Origin of the sequence: Komagataeibacter intermedius TF2 (genome assembly GCF_000964425.1) — a bacterium.
Classification (GTDB): Bacteria; Pseudomonadota; Alphaproteobacteria; order Acetobacterales; family Acetobacteraceae; genus Komagataeibacter; species Komagataeibacter intermedius.
The window spans coordinates 1-17,909 of sequence record NZ_BANF01000194.1 but is presented as its reverse complement, the minus strand read 5'-3'; the positions used below and the strand labels follow the sequence as shown (position 1 = coordinate 17,909).

The following is a 17,909-nucleotide window of genomic DNA, read 5'->3' as shown; positions in this document are numbered from 1 at the left end:
TCAATCGGCGTTAAGGGCCATGCGACCCCATTTGCGCCCGCGACCGGGCGCAGTGGCATGAAAAGACGCCAGACCAGATGACAGAACAGGGGAGACGATGATGACTGATGCAATGGCAAAGGCCGGTGCGGCCCATGTCCGGACCTATCTTGGCACGCCCACGGACCTGAAGCAGGCTGCCGTGCATGAAATCGCCGCCGGGCTGAAGGCGGTCCTGGCGGATGTGTTTGCCCTTTATATCAAGACCAAGAATTTCCACTGGCACATGAGTGGCCGTCATTTTCGTGATTATCACCTGTTGCTGGATGAGCAGGGCGACCAGCTGTTCGCCATGACGGACCCATTGGCCGAACGCGCCCGCAAGATCGGGGGAACGACACTGCATTCGGTTGGGGAAATCGCACGGCTGACAAAGGTGGCCGATAATGACGCCAGCTATGTCACGCCAGAGGATATGCTGGCGGAACTGCGGGAGGATAACCTTGCCCTGACCGCACGCCTGCGTGCGGTTCATGGCGTGTGTGACGAAGGCAATGACGTCGCGACCGCCAGCCTGCTGGAAAACTGGATTGATGAGACCGAGCGCCGGACATGGTTCCTGTTCGAAGCCACGCGCCCTGCCTTTGGCGGCAATAGCTGAGGGAGGTGTCACGGTGATGCCATAAGAACCTGTTCAGCAATCCCGCCTGATGAAACAGACCGCAGATATTGCAGACGGTTTTGGTGAGGATTTTTTTAAGCTTCGAAAGCTGTCGCCCTTTTGAGAAAAGGCGACAGCCAGGACTTTTCCAGTTTTCCGCGCATGGAACCGAAGATGCGTAGGGGCGTGGCTGGCTCCGATGTCGTGACACGACAGTGGGCCGCGTTTTCATCATGTCATCTTCGGCATCGAAATCTGTCCGTGATATTGTTCCGGCTATCGTCTGTGGATGCGTGGCTGTGCTGTGCCCATCCGGGATGCATGGAGGGGTTGCAGGCGGTCCGTCCCGCCAGTGCTTGACGATGGCCGTGATCCGCGCTTTTAAGAACCGACGGCAATGGATTCTGCCGGACCATGATGGTCGAACCGCCCTGTAAGGGGCTGATGATTCCTGCCCAATGCCATTGCGGCAACAAGGGGAGGAATCCGTGTAGGGTCGTACAATCATGTCCGCGTGCAGGCGCACTCCGCCTGTTGTTCCATGAAAGAAATGCCGGGTTTGGCGAATATCAATGAATATTGACGTAATCATGCGCGATGGCTGCCGTGTGGCGGGTATGGTGCTGAAATGGGCGGGGCTGCTTGCCGCGCTGTCAGGGTGCGTGGGCAGTGCCTGCGCGATGTTCCTGTGGCTGCTGGATCACGCGGCGGCAACGCGGCTGGCCCATCCATGGCTGCTGTATGGCCTGCCGGTGGCGGGTGTCACGATCGGGTTGCTCTATCACTGGTTCGGCCGCACGACGGAAGGGGGCAATAATCTGATCGTGGACCAGATCCACGAACCCGGCGGCGGCGTGCCCCTGCGCATGGCGCCTCTGGTCATGGCGGGGACGGTTGTCAGCCACCTGTTCGGGGCATCGGTCGGGCGCGAAGGTACGGCGGTGCAGATGGGGGGCAGTATCGCCAGTGCGATCGGGCGGCTGTGCCGCCTGCGCGACCCAGATGAAGTCCGTGTCCTGCTTATGTCCGGTATTGCGGCAGGTTTTTCGGCCGTATTCGGCACGCCGGTGGCGGGTGCGGTTTTCGGGCTGGAAGTCCTGCGGGTGGGACGCATTGAATATGGTGCGCTGCTGCCTGTCATGTTTGCCGCCACGATGGCGGACTGGGTCTGTCATGCATGGGGGATCGAGCATGTGCCCTATACCCTCCGGTTTCATGGCTATGCAGGGCTGGATGGACGATTTTTCCATGCGGATATGCTTCTGCTGGCCAAGGTAATGGTGGCGGGCGTGGCGTTTGGACTGGCCAGCCTGCTGTTTGCTGAATCCGTGCATCGTGTAGCCGCGTGGCTGCGACGCTTCTGTCCCACGCCGTGGTTACGGCCAGCCATTGGCGGGGTGCTGACCATTGCGCTGGTATGGATATGCGGGTCGCGGGATTACCTGGGGCTGGGAATTGCAGCGCCGGAGGATGGTGGGGCTTCAATCCTCAATTTCTTTGGTCCCGCGCATTATCCGCTGGCATGGGCATGGAAGCTGGTCTTTACCGTCGCGGTGCTGGCGGCGGGTTTCAAGGGCGGTGAAGTCACCCCCCTGTTCTTTATCGGGGCCGGGCTGGGCAATGCGCTGTCCGCCTGGCTGCACGCGCCGGTAGACCTGCTGGCGGGGGTCGGGTTCGTAGCGGTATTTGCCGGTGCGGCCAACACGCCGCTGGCCTGCACGCTTATGGGGGTGGAACTGTTCGGGGCGGCGGATATTGTCTATTTCGCCATGGGCTGTTTCATGGCCTATGCCTGTTCGGGACACTCCGGGATCTATCTGGCGCAACGGATCGGAGTGCCCAAGCGGCGTGCTGCAAAGTACCTTACGGGCATGACGCTGCGGCAGGCCCGCGCGGGGTATCAGCCCCCTACACCCGCTGCGCCATCCCAAACAGGCAGGAAGACATCACCATGACCACAGGCTCCGCCGTTTTCCCCATATCCATGGCACGTAGCCGCCTGTGTCGCGCCGTGGCCATGATGCTGTGCGTGGGGACGGTCTTTTCGGGTATCTCCGCGGATGCACGGGCGGCGGGAAATGCACATCCTTCACCTGCGGAACAGCAGATCATCATGAGGCGTCTCAACGCACTTTCCGCGCGGGAGCGTCCCGGTGTCATGGGACAGGACATGGCATGGCAGATGACCACTTTCCTGTGTCAGGATGCCGCGCGCGCCATGCTGGTCCGCAGGGGCGCGCTGCCCCACCGTTTTTTCCTGCAGGATGACCGTCCGGACAGTCAGGTCGTGGTCAGTCCGGCGCTGATTGAAGGACGCGGGCAGTATCAGCTGGCGACAGCGCCCATGCGCTGGATTCCGTTTACATGGGCATGTCATCTGGATCCCGCCACGGGCCATGTCGTGCACTTTGACGTCAATCCCGTTGGACGACAGGGCGGTGGATCCTGATGCGGTGGCTGATCCCGTCTGTTGCCCTTGGCCTGTCCATCCTGCCTGCAGACGCCCATGCCCATGCCCATGCCCATGCCCATGCCCATGCCGTGCGGGCGTGCACGCCACGCCATACGGTCATGGTGCTGGATGACGGACAGGGCGAATTCGATGGCATGATGCACAGCGGGCTATGGCTTGTGGTGCGGAACGCCGGCACGCAGGCCTGTTCGCTGGCATCAGTCGGCCCGGTAGCGTTCGAGGACGGCGGCCATCATCCCATTCCGGTCGGATGGCGGCAGACAGTCGCCGCGCCGGGTGGAATACTCGACGCGGGCGGACAGGTTGCCACAGCCCTGCGCTGGGTATCGGGGAATGCATTTGACCCAGGGTATTGCATTACGCCAGCCCAGCTTGCGCTGTCATTGCACGGGGGCACGTTGCGTCACCCCTTCGGGCGCAGCCTGTGCGCCCCGTCCGGCACGCCGCCCCAACTGGAACAGCAGCCATGGCGGCCATGGCCGGAACGGCGATAAACAGAGACGGTTTTTTGGGGGAAGTGTTTTCAGAATGCTTCGGGTGCCCCCTTTGTCGAAAAGGCGGCGCCCGAAGACCTTGATTTATTTCGGATCGTCCTTAGCGCGTCAGCGACTTGAAATCCCGGGTCTGCTCGGTCAATGCCACTTCAACCGGCAGGCGCTCCATGCTGGATGCACCATAGAAGCCATGGCAGTCCGGGCAGCCGGACAGGACTTTCTGCGCATCAGCCGGCATGGCGATCGGGCCGCCATGGCATAGGGTGATGATGTCGGGGCGCACGGCGCGCGCGGCTTCGGTAATCGCATTGATCCGTTCAATGCAGTTATCCAGAGTAAACGCGGTTTCCGCCCCAATCGCGCCGCCGGTTGTCAGCCCCATATGGGCGACCAGCACATCAGCGCCCGCCTTTGCCATGTCCACGGCGTTCGCGGGGTCAAAGACATAGGGCGTGGTCAGCAGGTCCTTCCGGGTGGCGCGGGCGACCACATCCACCTCCATGCTGTAGCTCATGCCGGTTTCCTCAAGGTTCTTGCGGAAGTTGCCGTCAATCAGCCCCACTGTGGGAAAGTTCTGGATGCCTGAAAAACCGACGCGTTTGACGTCATCAAGGAACACATCAAAATTCACGAACGGGTCGGTGCCATTTACCCCGGCCAGTACTGGCGTATGCGGTACGACGGGCAAAACCTCGCGCGCCATTTCCATGACGATCTGGTTGGCGTTGCCATAGGCCAGCAGTCCCGCCAGCGATCCCCGTCCCGCCATGCGGTAGCGGCCGGAATTGTAAATGACGATCAGGTCGATCCCGCCCGCCGCCTCGCATTTGGCGGACAGGCCGGTGCCCGCGCCGCCGCCCACAATGGGTTTGCGCGCGGCGATCATGGTGCGAAATTTAGCAAGGATCTCACTGCGGGGAATGCTGGGCATTGTCTGTGTCCTTCATGAAGATACGGGAAAACTCATGCGCAAGCGCATCGGCGAATGCCGGGTCGTTGATTGCATGGGGCAGGCGGATCAGCCGGCGGCGCGGGGTCTGGTCCAGTGTTTCGGACAGGGCGGCATAAAAGGCTTCATCCGCCACCGGGTCGTGAAACGGCGCGCCAGGTTGGTCCAGTATCGAAAAACCGCCCTCGGGGTAGAGGAACCGGACTTCGCCTTCGCACCGGTTCAGCTGGTGGCCGATCATGTGGCCCATGGCGCGACATTCCGCCGGACTGGTGCGCATAAGGGTAATCTGGGGATTATGTTCGACAAACACGCGGTCGCGATACCGTTCGGGCACGGTGGCGCGTGCACCGAAATTGACCATGTCCAGCCCGCCGCAACTGCCCACATACGGGCGTTGCGTGCGGATGACGGCACCAAGGCGGTCCGTGTCGCACGGAAAGATGCCGCCTGCCACCAGATCACAGAACTCGGTCAGCGTCACATCAATGAAACCGCGTATCACCCCATCATCCGCCAGCCGTTCCATCGCCCGACCGCCAGTGCCGGTGGCGTGGAACACAAGACAGTCAAACTGCCGCGACAGGTCATGGACAATATGATCGACACATGGCGTGGTCACCCCGAACATGGTCAGGCCAATGGCCGGGCGCGGGTCCGGGGCGGCGGGACATGGCGTGCGCACCATGCCCGCCATGGCATTGGCGGCATTGCACAATATGACGCGTGACAGGCGGTTCAGGCCTTCCATGTCAGTTACGGAATACAGCATCGCGATATCCGATCCCCCGACATAGGGCGCGGTATTGCCGGACGCCACGGTCGAGACCACCAGCTTGGGCAGCCCCAGTGGCAGCGCCTGCAGCGCCGGTGTCACCAGTGCCGTGCCGCCCGACCCGCCAATGGCGATCACGCCCCCCAGATCGGTGCGCGCCAGCAGGTAATGGCGCAGGGCGGCAGCCATGGCGGCGATGGATTGCCCACGTTCGCCACGGAATACGGCACTTTCTCCATCCGGATGAAAAGCGGCGACCGTTCGTGCGCTGACATCCGCCTGTGTCCGCGCGCCGCGTGTGCTGACATCCACGATCAGACCCGTTACCCCGCGCGCATGCAGGCACTGGCGGATATAGGCCAGTTCCGCGTGCTTGGTATCGCAGGTGCCAAGGATATAGACGGGATGCGTCGTCATGCTGGCTCCTTCCCATGGTGGACAGTCAGCAAGGCGAGGATGATGACAGCCGCCCCCGTGGCGCACAGCCCGCCGACCAGAAAGACGATCCCGTACCCGAAATGGTCCGCCAGAAGTCCCGCCAGCGGCCCGGTCGCGCCATAGGCCAGGTCCTGGAAGGCGGCAAACCCACCCAGCGCCGTGCCCCGCATATGGGGTGCGACCAGCCGCACGACCTCCACCCCAAGCGAGGGATAGACCATGGAACAGCCCGCCCCGGTCAGCACCGCGCCCGCCAGCGCCAGCAGTGGCGTGGGCGCACACCACAGCAGGTATTGTCCCGCGGCTTCGATCAGAAGCGAGAACAGCGCCACCTTCAGCCCGCCAATACGGTCAGGCAGATGCCCGCATATGAAACGCCCGGCGACAAACGCCAGACCGAAACACGTCAGCCCCAGCCCCGCATAAGGCCAGTGCGCATGCAGGAAACGTAACGGCAGGAACGCCCCGAGGGCGGCAAATCCCACCCCCTGCAACGCCACGGCGATCCCCTGCCAGCGGATGGTGCCCAGAATGCGCCAGAACGGCGGCCTGCCCCCGGCATGTGGCTGTGACGGCGGCACCCCATGCACCAGCGCAAGCCCCACCAGCGGCAGCAGCGCCGATACCAGCATGAGGACACCCAGCCCCCAGTGTTCGTATATCGCAAGCCCGACGGGGCCACCCACGGCGAAAGCGCCGTACATGGCGGCTCCCGTCCATGCCAGGACCCGCCCCGCGCGCTGCTGGCCCATAAGGCCGATGCCCCAGCCCAGCATGCCCACGATGGTCAGGCTTTCCCCGATCCCCAGCAGCAGCCGTCCCATGATCAGGATCATGTAGCGCACGGCGTGCGGCAGGCCGCCGATGCCCGCCAGCACGCAGATCAGGCTGGCCACGACATAGATCGCCAGCCCCGAGCGCATGCATGGCCGTCCGCCCCGTATATCGGCAAAAGCACCGGCATGATTGCGGCTGAGGATGGTGGAAAAGAACGCAATGCCCACCGCCAGCCCCGCAAGGCCGTTGCCATAACCCGGCCAGTGGAGGATGGAGACCGGGATGGCCGCCAGCGGCAGCGCCACCGCCATGTAGGACAGGAACAGCGCGATGGCGAGGCGGCCCAGCTGCCCCAGTGGCGCAGGTTCAGATTTCATGTGTGATGCGCACATGCAGCGGTTCGGCCAATGCGGTCCTGAACACCTCCGCCATTGCGCGGAAATGCGGGGTGGTTTCATGTTCGGTCAGGGCTTCGGGGCTGGCCCAGCGTTCCACGAACACGAAAACCTCCCTGTCCGACACATCACGGTGGCATTGGTAGGAAATGTTGGTTTTTTCCAGCCGGGACGCCGTCACGCAGTCATGGATGGCTGCAATTGCCGCCTTTTCATGGTCGGGGCGGACGCGGATCGTGGCAATGACCGTAATGGGCTGGTCTGTCATGGAGTGTCCTTGTCCTTGGCATATGTCTGTTCAGGGAATGATAGGATGCTGTGACACTTTTCTTCCACGAAGAAAGTGTCACGTGACACTATTGTGCACTTCTGTGCGTACATGGCGCAGCCGATGCAGCGCATCCGTCAGGTCGGGCAGGGTGGCTGGCCCAAGGCATAGCCGTATTCCGCCCTGGCCGCAGGTATCAGCGGTCGCCACGAAGGGAGAAAGCGGGGTTACCCGAACCTCTTCGCGTGCGGCGGCAGACACGAAATCCGTTGCCTGCTCCATCGACATGGGCATCCATGCGTGAAAGGCGTCATAGGCTGGCGGCGTCAGGTCGGGACCAAGAATGCGCAGGGCCAGTCCGCGCCGCCGTTCCGCCTCCCCACGCAAGGCCCGCCGGACGGAGGTCGCGGTGCCATCCAGCATCCACTGCGCCATCATGGCATAGGAGAGTGGTGCGATCATGAGCGATGAATTGAGCAGGGCCTCCCGTGCCGCCGCCATGAAGCGGGCAGGGGGGGCAAGCGTGCCGATACGCAATCCGGGGCTGAGGGTCTTGGACAGGCTGTTGACGTAGAACGTCCGTTCCGGCGCCAGCGTCACCAGCGGTGGAAGCTGGTCATCGCGCGCACAGTCATAGACATCATCCTCGATGATCAGGGCATCATGTGCCCGGCATATCCGTACGATGTCCTGCCTGCGGGCATGGTCCATGGTGGCGGTGGTCGGATTGTGCATGGTGGGGGTGACGTACACCACGCAATGGCCCGGTCCGTGGGCATGCAGCATGCGATCCAGCGGTGCGGGCAGCAGGCCATGCCGGTCCATGGGCAGGCCATGGGGCGGCAATCCGGCCTGCCTCAGCAGGGACAGCATGCCGGGATAGGCCAGTTCCTCCGTTACGGCGGTCGTGCGGACCGTGCGGCAGACCGCCACCGCCACGCCAAGGGCCTGCTGCGCCCCGCTGGCCAGAAGCAGGCGGTCGGGCGGCATGTCCACCCCCAGTTCCGCCAGCCAGTGACCCATGATCCGGCGGTGTTCGATATGCCCCGCAACAGGGGGATAGACATTGAACAGCGCCGGGTCGACCGTATGGGCAAGGCGGCCCAGCGTGCGGGCCAGCGCCCGATTGCCGAACATGGGCGGCGGCATGTTGGCCGACAGGTCGATCATCTGCCCCGATCCGCCAGGGCGGGAAGCCACGAACATGCCGCGCCCGCGTACGCTACGCACCAGGCCGCGACGTTCCAGCATGGCATAGGCGCGGGTCACGCTGCCCACACCTATGCCCAACTGCCATGCAAGGTCGCGGTGGGCAGGCAGGCGGTCGCCCGCATCCAGCTTTTCCCCCAGAATGTCGCCTGCCAGTGCATCCGCCAGACGTTCGGCAGGCGGCGTGTTGCCGGGTGGCAGGTGCGGATGCCAGGGGGAGCGCAGACGCATGCGAAACCAGGCCTGTCCTGTTACGGGTTCCGTCCGGCATAGCAGGTCATGGCGGGGTAAGAAAACAGGCCGCCTGAAAAGCGCTGTTGCATTCATGAACCATGGTGCGTCGGCATACAGGTGTTTTGTCATTGGCCTCACGGCGTGACCGAAGGGTTCTTTATGACCTGTTGCAGGTGGTTCCGGTTCTGACTCCATGGCAACGTTGCGGAGTGATACGGTGTTCCCTGTATGTTTCATTGCAGGCTACAACGTGGGACGATTGTCGCGACAATGGACGGACAGCCTGCATGACATCATGCAGGGCGGGCACGGCGTATTACATTCATGGAGAGTGCCAATATAGCATATGATATTATCGCACGTATTATATTTTATTAGCATTCCATGCGCGATATTGGCGCGTCATGGCCCATGCCGCGTCGCCCCCACCAGTGATCCGCGCCCACTGGATCGTGCAGCTGACATCGCGACGACGGATAATACGGAGGCCGCGCTGTTTAACCATGACGTGCAGGCCTGTCTTGCTGGACGAAAGGAACTGGCGGCAAGCCTGCATGCCCGGCTGGAAAACTGGCGTGGAAATGACGCCCGCCTGCGGTGGCTGGCGCAACGTGATCCTTCCGTCACGGAGGTGCTGCCCGCACCCACCCTGCTGGCGCAACTGGCGCAGACGGGATTGGACGCTATGGATCGGCCTGCAAACGGCTGGCGTGAATGCGCAGGGGCAGTTCGCGGCATCGGCCTCCCTGCTGGCGGTCAGGTCCAGTCCCCAGCCCGCAGGCGATCTGCTACCTGATATCGCGCCTGCCATTGCAGTATTGGTAAAGGCTGCCCGATCATTGGAAGCGGCATCACGCCAGGATGCTGCAGGTCATCAGTCCCCTTGAATGACGGAACCGGGCGGCGATTGGTTGATCATTCACAAGGTTGCATGGGGGCAAGCCTGTGAGTGACCTGCTTTGACTGTCTGACAGTCAGATGTGGCGGATTAGACTGTTTTTCTGCTCTGGAGCATGATGCCGCCGTGTGGATGCATGCCGTAACCTGAGCAGGATCGTCTATGTAATTTATAATGGTATTTTGTAAAAATCGTAGATGTACTGTGTCCAGATAGATAATGTTTGTATGAGAGACCTCATCTGATCGAAAACATGTTCGTAAAGCACGAATGCTGGCGGCATGTCGCAACATGATGCGACCGGTGTGTTCCTGCGTTATATTCACCATCTATATCGCAGTCGTCTTGATCTTCCATTTCAAAGAAAAGGCCCGATTCTACCGTTTTTTTAAATAAAACTGTAAATAAAAAAATGTCTCAATATTCTATCGCGCGCCAAAAAAGACGGTGTTCCCATGTGTATTTGTTGTAGTATCGTTGTAACGATACATGTCTTGAACTGCCTGCCTGGGATGGAAACATGATGGGAAACAGACAGGGTGAAAAACTGGCTGGGGGAATGGTCCTGCTGTCGTTGCTTATGGGGCAGGTAGCCGCGGCGGACCCGTCTTATGATACCTACGGTACGTAGTTCATTGCCTGTGATAATGGGCTGGACTGCGACGCTAGAGGTTTTGCCGATGATGGCGGGGGCGGTGCCGAACTGGTCTTCAGCTGCCCTGCCGGGACGTAGGCGCAGACCACGGTTACGATGTATGCCCCATCACCGCCTCAAGGCTCGAAAACTGCGCAGGAGAGTAGACTGCAATCCCGTTACGGCGCAGCAATGCCGCTGTAATGCCCTGTCCTGCATGGCGCGTGCCAGTGAACTGGCCATCATAAATGAAGCTGCTGCCGCATGATGGACTGCCATCCATCAGCAGGGCCAACCGGCTGTTATGGCGTCGTGCCAGATCCAGCATCAGGTAAGCGCCTGTCAGGAAAGGGGCGGAGACATCATGGCCGGACTTCTCACATACACGGCCTGATCCATCAAGGACCGCCGCCCCGTCCCGGCCATGGGTGATTTCCGCGGGTGGCCGGGGCGTCGGCAGACCTGCGGCTGTTTCGGGACAGAAGGCGATGACACGCCCCTCTGTTCGCCAACGGGCCAGACTGTCCAGTAACAGCGTGCGTGCAGCGCCGTCATACCGGACAGGTTGGCCAGACAGACAGCCGCTGATCAGTAGGGTCGGTTTCATGACCGGACCATGCCACGCACTGCCACGCGAAGGAACCGGGCGATGATGGAAAAAAGGAAAATCATGCGGGGCAAACTGCACCGGGCTCCGAAATGCAGTGGGAGGACAGTCTTTCCACCGGTTGACGATATGTCAGGATCAGGGGTTATTTTGTCTGTGCATCAGTTCAGACGGATACCTATGACTGAACAGGAATATTCCAAAAAATCATCATCATTCAGTTTATGAAATCATGAATAATAATGAAAGCAGGGATATGGTTACGCAAAGCCCGGAATTGTAATCTATATTTGAAACGATTGCAGGATTGAAGCCGCCAGCAGCACGGCCAATGTTGAATAGCATGTTCTGGGCGGTTGCACGGATTTTGACCGGATGCCGCCCGCTAACCGTCTATTGGTGGTTCCGCAGGCTGAAGCGCCGTTTCATATTCCAGATCATCCATGATGCCTGTCTGATGCTCGATCGTGAAGTCGCGGGACGCGAGGCCAGATGATCCTGGATGCCATCAGCAAACCGGAAACACATTACCAGCCATCGTGGCCTGTATGCCCGCGAAGATACGGCCCTGCCACTCGCGGCCGAATCTCTGGTCAGAAATATTATTGACCTCATGAATTCTGTTTCTTCGAAATAACGATATGGGATGATCCGGTAGAGCGATTGGCTCCTGCGGGGCGCAGTGTCCCTTAAGTTTGTATATCCATATCGTCAGGAATTTGCTGCGGGTTACCTCATGCCACCGGAATGCTGTCCCGTTGCGGGCAGATGTGCCGTGCGCCCGGTAGCACTTTCCAGCTGCCCATGGATGGTTTCGGGACAGGTCTGTCCGGTCTGATGCTGTTTTTCGTGTGTGACTGGGGCCGAGGGCGTCTTGCTGTGCTGTAGATCCGTCAGGCTTGTGGACATGCGCTGGCTGACCGGGTCTGGCAGTTTGCGGCAGGTCTATCAGGGACAGGTGCGCCTGACCACCGCATCAGCCAGAATCGATACCCCCACCGTTCTGCCGATACGCTCATCATGCCTGTCATCGGCTGTCACAGCCAGGGAGAAGAAAACGGCGGGTTTCCGGGGGGGGGATGTCAATCACGATCTTCCCCGGACAGGGAAGGCGTGGAGGTCTGGGCGGGAATCGAACCCACGTTCGCGGATTTGCAGTCCGCTGCATCACCATTCTGCCACCAGACCTCAGCGGCTCTGGCGCTATATCTGCCGAAATCTGGCTCAGGTCAAGCCGTTGTGTGCAGGTAGGGCGTTGTTTCGGTGTAAAAGCGGCGCATAAATAGAAAAAAAGCCGGAAAAAATATTGCCCGTCCGGCCGGGCGGCCGAACGCCTTCCCTTCAGGGCGCCGTGTTTCAAGGAAACGTTATGGACAAGACAGACCCCGATTATGTGCCTCTTGATTTTGTCGCGGCACGGCAGCGCATGGTTGATGCCCAGATCCGTCCGGCACAGGTCAGTAATCCCCATGTGATCGCGGCCATGCGTGCGCTCCCGCGTGAACTGGCTGTGCCGGATGCCCTGCGCGCCTTTGCCTATTCCGACCAGAACCTGCCGCTGGGGGAAGGACGCTACCTGACCGAACCGCGCGTGACGGGGCGCATGCTGCAGGTTGCTGAAGCTGTCCGCGGGGAACGGGTGCTGGTGGTCGGGGCCGGGACCGGATACCTCGCGGCGCTGCTGTCCACCATGGGGGAGTCGCTGGAGATCGTGGCCCTCGAATCGGAACGGCGGCTGGCGGATATCGGCCGGGCCCTGTGTTTCACGTGGGCATCTGACGTGCATTGGCGTGACGGTGCGCTGGTCAGGGGTGCGCCGGATGACGGACCGTACGATCTGATCATGATTGACGGGGCCGTGCGCGAGGTCCCCTCGGCAGTGCAGGAGCAACTGGCGCAGGGCGGGCGTGTGATCGCGCCGGTCTGCGCTGGATCGGGGGTGACATCCGTCAGTCGTATTGTCCGCACGGCGCAGGGCTGCGCCACGCAGCCGCTGTTTGATGTCGCAGTCCCGCTGCTGCCGGAACTGGAACCGGCGCCTGCCTTTGTTTTCTGACGGGGAACATGATCGGACTGACAATTAACGCCTGCGCAATATCCTGTCCGTAAACATGCCATGCGGGGCGTCACGTTCCCGCATGGCATATCAGGCGGACGGGGACGAGAATGCGGGGATACCGGGCAATCGGGGCGGGAAGTGCGGCAATCCTGTGCTGTGGCACGGCGCTGGCGCGCGCACCGGTGCCCCGGGTGGAGGATCAGGATGTTCCCCATACCCTCAAGGCCGCGCTGGCCATGGCCTATCTGACCAACCCGGTGCTGCGGCAGGAACGCGCCGCCCTGCGGGCAACGGATGAACAGGTGCCGCAGGCGCTGGGCGGGTGGCGGCCCACCATTACCGGCAGCGCCAGCATGTCTTACTATTCCGGATTGCTGCGCATGGCCCCCGTTGCAGGGGAATCGGGAGGATACGTCCGTAAATATGACAGTCCCGGTTATTCCGGCGGCGTCAGCATTTCCCAGCCCATCTATACTGGCGGCAAGACAACGGCGAACACGCACAAGGCCCGGCATGCCGTCATGGCGGAACGCGCGCGCCTGATCGAAGCGGAACAGCAGGTCTTTTCCGATGTGGTCAGCGCCTACGTCACCGTGGTGGAAGATGAGCAGATCCTGAGCATCGACATCAATAACGAACAGGTTTACGCCGCCCAGCTGCGCGCCACCAGCCTGCGGGCGCATGGGGGCGAAATCACCCATACCGACGTGGCGCAGGCGCAGGGTGCGCTGGCCAATGCGCGCGCGGTCAGGCAACTGGCCGAAGGGACATTGCAGGCGGACCGCGCGACCTACCGGCAGGTGGTCGGCTGTGATGCGCCCGATGACCTGTCCCCGCCCCAGCCGCTGGTCCTGCCCCTGCAGACCGAACAGGACGCTATGACGCAGGCGGTGCAGAACAATCCCGAAGTCATTGGCGCGCTGTTTGATGAGGCCGCGAAAAAGGACGCCGTGGGCGTGGCCTTTGCCGCCCTGATGCCCACCGTCAGCGCCGAGGCCGCCTACATGCACGGCATCAATCAGGACGAAGGCCGTTCGCTGAACAATAACAAATACGCGCTCGTCAACGCCTCCATGCCGCTTTATCAGGGTGGGGGCGAATATGCCGCCGTGCGCATGGCGCGCCAGCAGGCGGCTGAAGCCGGCCACACGGTGGATGTCCGCCGTCGGGCCGCGATCCAGCTGGCGGCGGCAAGCTGGCAGCGCATGCAGGCCAATCGGGAAGCGATCGACAGCAACCGCGAAGCCGTCGCGGCGGATGCCACCGCCCTGCATGGCATGCAGCGTCAGGTCATCGTGGGGACCACCACCACGCTGGCGGTGCTGCAGCAGCAGGAAACCCTGCTTCAGGCCCAGATCGCGCTGGTGCGCAGCGCGGGCAATCTTGTGCAGTCATCCTATCAGGTCACGGCGGCTGTCGGACGGCTGACCGCGCGTGACCTCAGCCTTGATGTCCCGCTGTATGATGAACGGGCCTATTACCATGCCGTGCATGACCGGCTGTGGGGGATCAGCGATTACGCCACCGGCCAGCCGGGACGCTGAGGGAACATGCATGGACCGGCGGCATCAGATGATGCCGCGCCCGCGTGATCCGGGGATGTGGCAGGGCCGCGTTGCGGCAGGGCAGATAAAGATTGCATGCGCGCCGTTCCCTTCGCGCCGGTTTGGGGTATATCTGCGCATGGCCGGGCGCGTTGTCCTGCCCTGCGTCTGATTATGGTGGATCTGGTTTTTCGTGATGCTTGACAAGTCGTTCTCCCCCGACGGGACAGAAACTTCCCTCTATGCCCTGTGGGAGGCCAGTGGCGCGTTCAGCGCCCGGCCAGACAGTTTGGCCAAGCCCTATACCATCATGATACCGCCGCCCAACGTCACGGGCACGCTGCATATTGGCCATGCCCTGACCATGACCCTGCAGGATACGCTGATCCGCTGGCGGCGGATGCAGGGGCGTGACACCCTGTGGCAGCCGGGCACCGATCACGCAGGCATTGCAACGCAGCTGGTGGTCGAGCGGATGCTGCAGAAGGACGGCACGTCACGGCAGGAAATGGGCCGCGACGCCTTTGTCGAACGCGTGTGGGAATGGAAGGCCGAATCCGGCGGTGGCATTACAAGGCAGCTGCGCCGCCTGGGTGGTTCCCTCGACTGGCCGCGTGAACGTTTCACCATGGATGATGGCCTGTCGGATGCGGTGAAGGAGGTGTTCGTCACCCTCTACCGCGAAGGGCTGATCTACCGCGACCGCCGTCTGGTCAACTGGGACCCTGCCTTCCGTTCCGCCATTTCGGATCTGGAAGTCGATAACCGGGAAACGCGCGGCAACCTGTGGTATATCCGCTACCCCGTCGAAGGGCAGCCGGGCCGCACCATCACGGTCGCCACCACCCGGCCCGAGACCATGCTGGGCGACATGGCCGTGGCCGTCCATCCGGAAGATGAACGTTTTGCCGATCTGGTGGGCAGGAATGTCATCCTGCCGCTGACGGGCCGCCGTATTCCCATCGTGGCGGACGAACATTCCGACCCGACCAAGGGTAGTGGCGCGGTCAAGATCACGCCCGCCCATGACTTCAACGATTTCGAGGTCGGCCGCCGTCACAAGCTGGACATGCCCAGCGTGCTGGACGAGGAAGCCCGTATCACCCTTGCCGAAATCGAGGGTGAACTGCGTGCCGAGGATGGTCTGGCTGATCCCGCCTTCGTGCGCACGCTGGCCGGCATGCCGCGTGATGCGGCGCGCAAGGCGATGGTGGCCGAACTTGAACGCCTCGAATGGCTGGAAAAGATCGAGCCGCATACCAATCAGGTACCCCATGCCGAACGCAGTGGCGCAGTGGTCGAACCCCGCCTGACCACGCAGTGGTACTGCGACGCCAAGACCCTTGCCGGTCCCGCGATTGACGCGGTCGAAAGCGGCAGGATCGAATTCGTGCCCCGGCAGTGGGAAAACACCTTCTATGCCTGGATGCGCGATATCCAGCCCTGGTGCATCAGCCGCCAGCTGTGGTGGGGACACCGCATTCCGGCATGGTATGGCCCGGACGGTCACGTATTCGTTGCCCATGACGAAGCCGATGCTGCGACACAGGCCCGTGCCCATTACGGGCAGGAGACGGCGCTGACGCGCGATGAAGATGTGCTGGATACGTGGTTTTCCTCCGCGCTGTGGCCGTTCTCCACCCTTGGCTGGCCGCAGCAGACGCCGGAACTGGCCCGCTATTATCCCACCGACGTGCTGGTCACGGGCTTTGACATCATCTTCTTCTGGGTCGCGCGGATGATGATGATGGGCCTGCATTTCATGAAGGACGTGCCATTCCGCACGGTATTCATCCACGGCCTGGTGCGTGATGAACGTGGGCAGAAGATGTCCAAGTCCAAGGGCAACGGCATTGACCCGCTGGAAATGATCGACAGCTACGGCGCGGACGCCATGCGGTTCTGCATCTGCTCGCTGACCGGGTTGGGCCGTGATGTGAAGCTGGGACGCAGGAAGGTGGAAGAATACCGTTCCTTCATCACCAAGATCTGGAACGCCGCGCGTTTCTGCGAAATGAACGGCGTGGCCCCGGTCGAAGGGTTCAGCCCCGCCAGCGTGCAGTCGCCGCTGGGCCGCTGGATACTGGCGGAACTGGCGCAGGCGGTGGAAGACGCGACGAAGGCGCTGGAAGCCTTCCGTTTCGATGAATATGCCGCAGCCTGCTACCGTTTCGTCTGGAACTTTTTCTGTGACTGGTTTCTTGAACTGGCCAAGCCGGTCTTTGCCGCAGGGGACACGGCGGAAGCAGTCGAGACGCGTGCCGTGGCTGCCCATGTGCTGGGCACCATCATGCGGCTGCTGCAGCCCGTCACCCCGTTCGTGACCGACAGCCTGTGGCAGCATTTCGGTTTCGGGCCGGAGGGATCGCTGATTACCGCGCCCTGGCCACAGCCCGAACATCTGGAAGGGGCAAAGGAAGCCCGTGAGGAAATGGAGTGGCTTATCCGCTTCATCAGTGCGATCCGGACCGTGCGTTCGGAAATGAACGTGCCGCCGTCACGCCTTGCCCCCGTCCTGCTGCGCGATGCCTCACCCGTGACCGTGGCGCGTGCCGCCAAATGGTCGGAAGCGATCGGACGCATGGCGCGTGTATCCGAGGTGCAGCCGCTGGAAGGCGAAATGCCCCAGGGTGCGGCGCAGCTGGTGGTGGATGAAGCAACACTTGTCATTCCGCTTGCCGGGATCATTGACCTTGCCGTTGAACGCCAGCGTCTGGAAAAGGAATGTGCCAAGGTCGATGGCGAGATCACCAAGGTCGAGCGCAAGCTGGGCAATGCCGATTTCGTGGCTCGCGCCAAGCCTGAAGTGGTGGCTGAAAACCGTGAACGGCTTGAGACGTTCCAGGCTGAACGCCAGCGCCTGCAGGCCGCGCTGGCGCGCATTTCCTGACGGACCTGTAAAATAGGGGGAGCAGCACGCATGACCGGACACGCATTGGAAACACTGGTGCTGGGTGGGGGCTGCTTCTGGTGTCTTGAAGCGCCGCTGAAGGAACTGCGCGGCGTGGAGGGGCTGGAACCCGGTTATGCCGGGGGCCATACCGCCAATCCCACCTATGAACAGGTCTGTTCTGGCCGCACCGGCCATGCGGAGGTCGTGCGGGTGACATTCGACCCCGCGGAACTGTCATGCGCCGACCTGCTGCGGGTCTTTTTTGTCATGCATGACCCCACCACGCTCAACCGGCAGGGCAATGACGTGGGGACGCAGTATCGTTCCGCCATATTCTGGCAGGGACCGGAGCAGGAAATGACGGCCTATGCCATCCGCAATGAAATCGCGGAAGAAAAGGTATGGCCAGACCCGCTGGTGACTGAAATCGCGCCACTGACGCATTTCTGGCCAGCAGAGGATTATCACCGGGATTACTTCGCCCGTAATCCCGGCAATGCCTATTGCAGCGCCGTGATCCCGCCAAAGATTGCCAAGATGCGGCGGCTGTTTCGCGACCGGCTGGTGGATACGGCGGGCTAGAGCATTCTGTGATTAGATTGATGCATATCCAGAGTTCTTG

The 17,909-nt window shown here is 61.7% G+C and carries 15 protein-coding genes, 1 tRNA gene, 1 pseudogene and 1 riboswitch; of the genes and pseudogenes, 10 read left to right on the top strand and 7 right to left on the bottom strand.

Annotated features, from left to right (window positions below):
* The first annotated feature begins 100 nt into the window (after positions 1–100).
* From B7449_RS15760 to B7449_RS15745, 4 genes are all read left to right on the top strand, one after another.
* A complete protein-coding gene (locus B7449_RS15760) occupies positions 101–640 on the top strand; it encodes a Dps family protein (protein WP_039735252.1) in 540 nt (179 codons plus the stop codon).
* A gap of 384 nt (positions 641–1,024) precedes the next feature.
* Positions 1,025–1,101, top strand: a riboswitch (Fluoride riboswitch).
* A 111-nt stretch (positions 1,102–1,212) separates the two neighbouring features.
* Entirely contained in the window at positions 1,213–2,595 is a 1,383-nt protein-coding gene (locus B7449_RS15755) for a voltage-gated chloride channel family protein (protein WP_039735230.1), read from the top strand.
* On the top strand, positions 2,592–3,089 hold the full coding sequence (locus B7449_RS15750) for a hypothetical protein (RefSeq protein WP_039735229.1): 498 nt from the start codon (positions 2,592–2,594) through the stop codon (positions 3,087–3,089). The genes B7449_RS15755 and B7449_RS15750 overlap by 4 nt, the downstream gene beginning before the upstream one ends.
* Positions 3,089–3,607 carry a DUF4232 domain-containing protein gene (locus tag B7449_RS15745; RefSeq protein WP_235721129.1) on the top strand — a complete coding sequence of 173 codons (519 nt, stop codon included), beginning with the start codon at positions 3,089–3,091 and terminating at the stop codon, positions 3,605–3,607. The genes B7449_RS15750 and B7449_RS15745 overlap by 1 nt, the downstream gene beginning before the upstream one ends.
* A 100-nt stretch (positions 3,608–3,707) precedes the next feature.
* Here the strand turns inward: B7449_RS15745 and B7449_RS15740 are convergent, their stop codons facing one another.
* The 5 genes from B7449_RS15740 to B7449_RS15720 all read right to left on the bottom strand — a co-directional run bounded on the left by B7449_RS15740 (position 3,708) and on the right by B7449_RS15720 (position 8,649).
* Positions 3,708–4,538 carry a phosphoenolpyruvate hydrolase family protein gene (locus tag B7449_RS15740; RefSeq protein WP_039735227.1) on the bottom strand — a complete coding sequence of 277 codons (831 nt, stop codon included), beginning with the start codon at positions 4,536–4,538 and terminating at the stop codon, positions 3,708–3,710.
* Positions 4,516–5,748 carry a Tm-1-like ATP-binding domain-containing protein gene (locus B7449_RS15735; protein WP_039735226.1) on the bottom strand — a complete coding sequence of 411 codons (1,233 nt, stop codon included), beginning with the start codon at positions 5,746–5,748 and terminating at the stop codon, positions 4,516–4,518. Before B7449_RS15735 ends, B7449_RS15740 begins: the two co-directional genes overlap by 23 nt.
* A complete protein-coding gene (locus tag B7449_RS15730) occupies positions 5,745–6,923 on the bottom strand; it encodes an arabinose transporter (protein WP_235721128.1) in 1,179 nt (392 codons plus the stop codon). Before B7449_RS15730 ends, B7449_RS15735 begins: the two co-directional genes overlap by 4 nt.
* Positions 6,913–7,209 (bottom strand): putative quinol monooxygenase, encoded by a 297-nt coding sequence (locus tag B7449_RS15725; protein WP_039735224.1) that lies wholly within the window; start codon positions 7,207–7,209, stop codon positions 6,913–6,915. The genes B7449_RS15730 and B7449_RS15725 overlap by 11 nt, the downstream gene beginning before the upstream one ends.
* A 78-nt stretch (positions 7,210–7,287) precedes the next feature.
* On the bottom strand, positions 7,288–8,649 hold the full coding sequence (locus B7449_RS15720) for an aminotransferase-like domain-containing protein (RefSeq protein ID WP_039735251.1): 1,362 nt from the start codon (positions 8,647–8,649) through the stop codon (positions 7,288–7,290).
* 397 nt (positions 8,650–9,046) lie between these two features.
* Here B7449_RS15720 and B7449_RS15715 point away from each other — a divergent pair, with 397 nt between their 5' ends.
* A complete protein-coding gene (locus B7449_RS15715) occupies positions 9,047–9,448 on the top strand; it encodes a hypothetical protein (protein WP_039735223.1) in 402 nt (133 codons plus the stop codon).
* An 848-nt stretch (positions 9,449–10,296) separates the two neighbouring features.
* Here B7449_RS15715 and B7449_RS15710 read toward each other — a convergent pair.
* Positions 10,297–10,791, bottom strand: coding sequence for a DUF523 domain-containing protein (locus B7449_RS15710; RefSeq protein ID WP_039735222.1), 495 nt, complete (start codon positions 10,789–10,791; stop codon positions 10,297–10,299).
* A 388-nt stretch (positions 10,792–11,179) separates the two neighbouring features.
* On the opposite strand from B7449_RS15710, the pseudogene B7449_RS24805 reads away from it, so the two are divergent.
* Positions 11,180–11,281 (top strand): annotated as a pseudogene (locus tag B7449_RS24805) (IS5/IS1182 family transposase); the annotation flags it as partial.
* 624 nt (positions 11,282–11,905) lie between these two features.
* Here the strand turns inward: B7449_RS24805 and B7449_RS15700 are convergent.
* Positions 11,906–11,979, bottom strand: a tRNA-Cys gene (locus B7449_RS15700).
* Between the two features lie 181 nt (positions 11,980–12,160).
* On the opposite strand from B7449_RS15700, the gene B7449_RS15695 reads away from it, so the two are divergent.
* From B7449_RS15695 to msrA, 4 genes are all read left to right on the top strand, one after another.
* The gene (locus B7449_RS15695) at positions 12,161–12,847 is read left to right on the top strand and encodes a protein-L-isoaspartate O-methyltransferase family protein (protein WP_039735220.1); all 687 of its coding nucleotides are present in this window, start codon (positions 12,161–12,163) and stop codon (positions 12,845–12,847) included.
* Positions 12,848–12,957: 110 nt separating this feature from the next.
* Entirely contained in the window at positions 12,958–14,394 is a 1,437-nt protein-coding gene (locus B7449_RS15690; protein WP_039735218.1) for a TolC family outer membrane protein, read from the top strand.
* 196 nt (positions 14,395–14,590) lie between these two features.
* Positions 14,591–17,284: a valine--tRNA ligase gene (locus B7449_RS15685; protein ID WP_039735216.1), complete on the top strand. Its 2,694-nt coding sequence runs from the start codon at positions 14,591–14,593 to the stop codon at positions 17,282–17,284.
* A gap of 30 nt (positions 17,285–17,314) precedes the next feature.
* A complete protein-coding gene (gene msrA / locus B7449_RS15680) occupies positions 17,315–17,869 on the top strand; it encodes a peptide-methionine (S)-S-oxide reductase MsrA (protein WP_039735214.1) in 555 nt (184 codons plus the stop codon).
* Positions 17,870–17,909: the final 40 nt, after the last annotated feature.

What these genes read in the sequence shown, in the direction of transcription:
- B7449_RS15685 (WP_039735216.1), top strand. Translation starts at nt 14,591, where the DNA reads ATGCTTGACAAGTCGTTCTCCCCCGACGGGACAGAAACTTCCCTCTAT.
- B7449_RS15745 (WP_235721129.1), top strand. Translation starts at nt 3,089, where the DNA reads ATGCGGTGGCTGATCCCGTCTGTTGCCCTTGGCCTGTCCATCCTGCCT.
- B7449_RS15710 (WP_039735222.1), bottom strand. Translation starts at nt 10,791, where the DNA reads ATGAAACCGACCCTACTGATCAGCGGCTGTCTGTCTGGCCAACCTGTC.
- B7449_RS15735 (WP_039735226.1), bottom strand. Translation starts at nt 5,748, where the DNA reads ATGACGACGCATCCCGTCTATATCCTTGGCACCTGCGATACCAAGCAC.
- B7449_RS15750 (WP_039735229.1), top strand. Translation starts at nt 2,592, where the DNA reads ATGACCACAGGCTCCGCCGTTTTCCCCATATCCATGGCACGTAGCCGC.
- B7449_RS15690 (WP_039735218.1), top strand. Translation starts at nt 12,958, where the DNA reads ATGCGGGGATACCGGGCAATCGGGGCGGGAAGTGCGGCAATCCTGTGC.
- B7449_RS15725 (WP_039735224.1), bottom strand. Translation starts at nt 7,209, where the DNA reads ATGACAGACCAGCCCATTACGGTCATTGCCACGATCCGCGTCCGCCCC.
- B7449_RS15730 (WP_235721128.1), bottom strand. Translation starts at nt 6,923, where the DNA reads ATGAAATCTGAACCTGCGCCACTGGGGCAGCTGGGCCGCCTCGCCATC.
- B7449_RS15695 (WP_039735220.1), top strand. Translation starts at nt 12,161, where the DNA reads ATGGACAAGACAGACCCCGATTATGTGCCTCTTGATTTTGTCGCGGCA.
- B7449_RS15755 (WP_039735230.1), top strand. Translation starts at nt 1,213, where the DNA reads ATGAATATTGACGTAATCATGCGCGATGGCTGCCGTGTGGCGGGTATG.
- B7449_RS15740 (WP_039735227.1), bottom strand. Translation starts at nt 4,538, where the DNA reads ATGCCCAGCATTCCCCGCAGTGAGATCCTTGCTAAATTTCGCACCATG.
- B7449_RS15720 (WP_039735251.1), bottom strand. Translation starts at nt 8,649, where the DNA reads ATGCGTCTGCGCTCCCCCTGGCATCCGCACCTGCCACCCGGCAACACG.
- msrA (WP_039735214.1), top strand. Translation starts at nt 17,315, where the DNA reads ATGACCGGACACGCATTGGAAACACTGGTGCTGGGTGGGGGCTGCTTC.
- B7449_RS15760 (WP_039735252.1), top strand. Translation starts at nt 101, where the DNA reads ATGACTGATGCAATGGCAAAGGCCGGTGCGGCCCATGTCCGGACCTAT.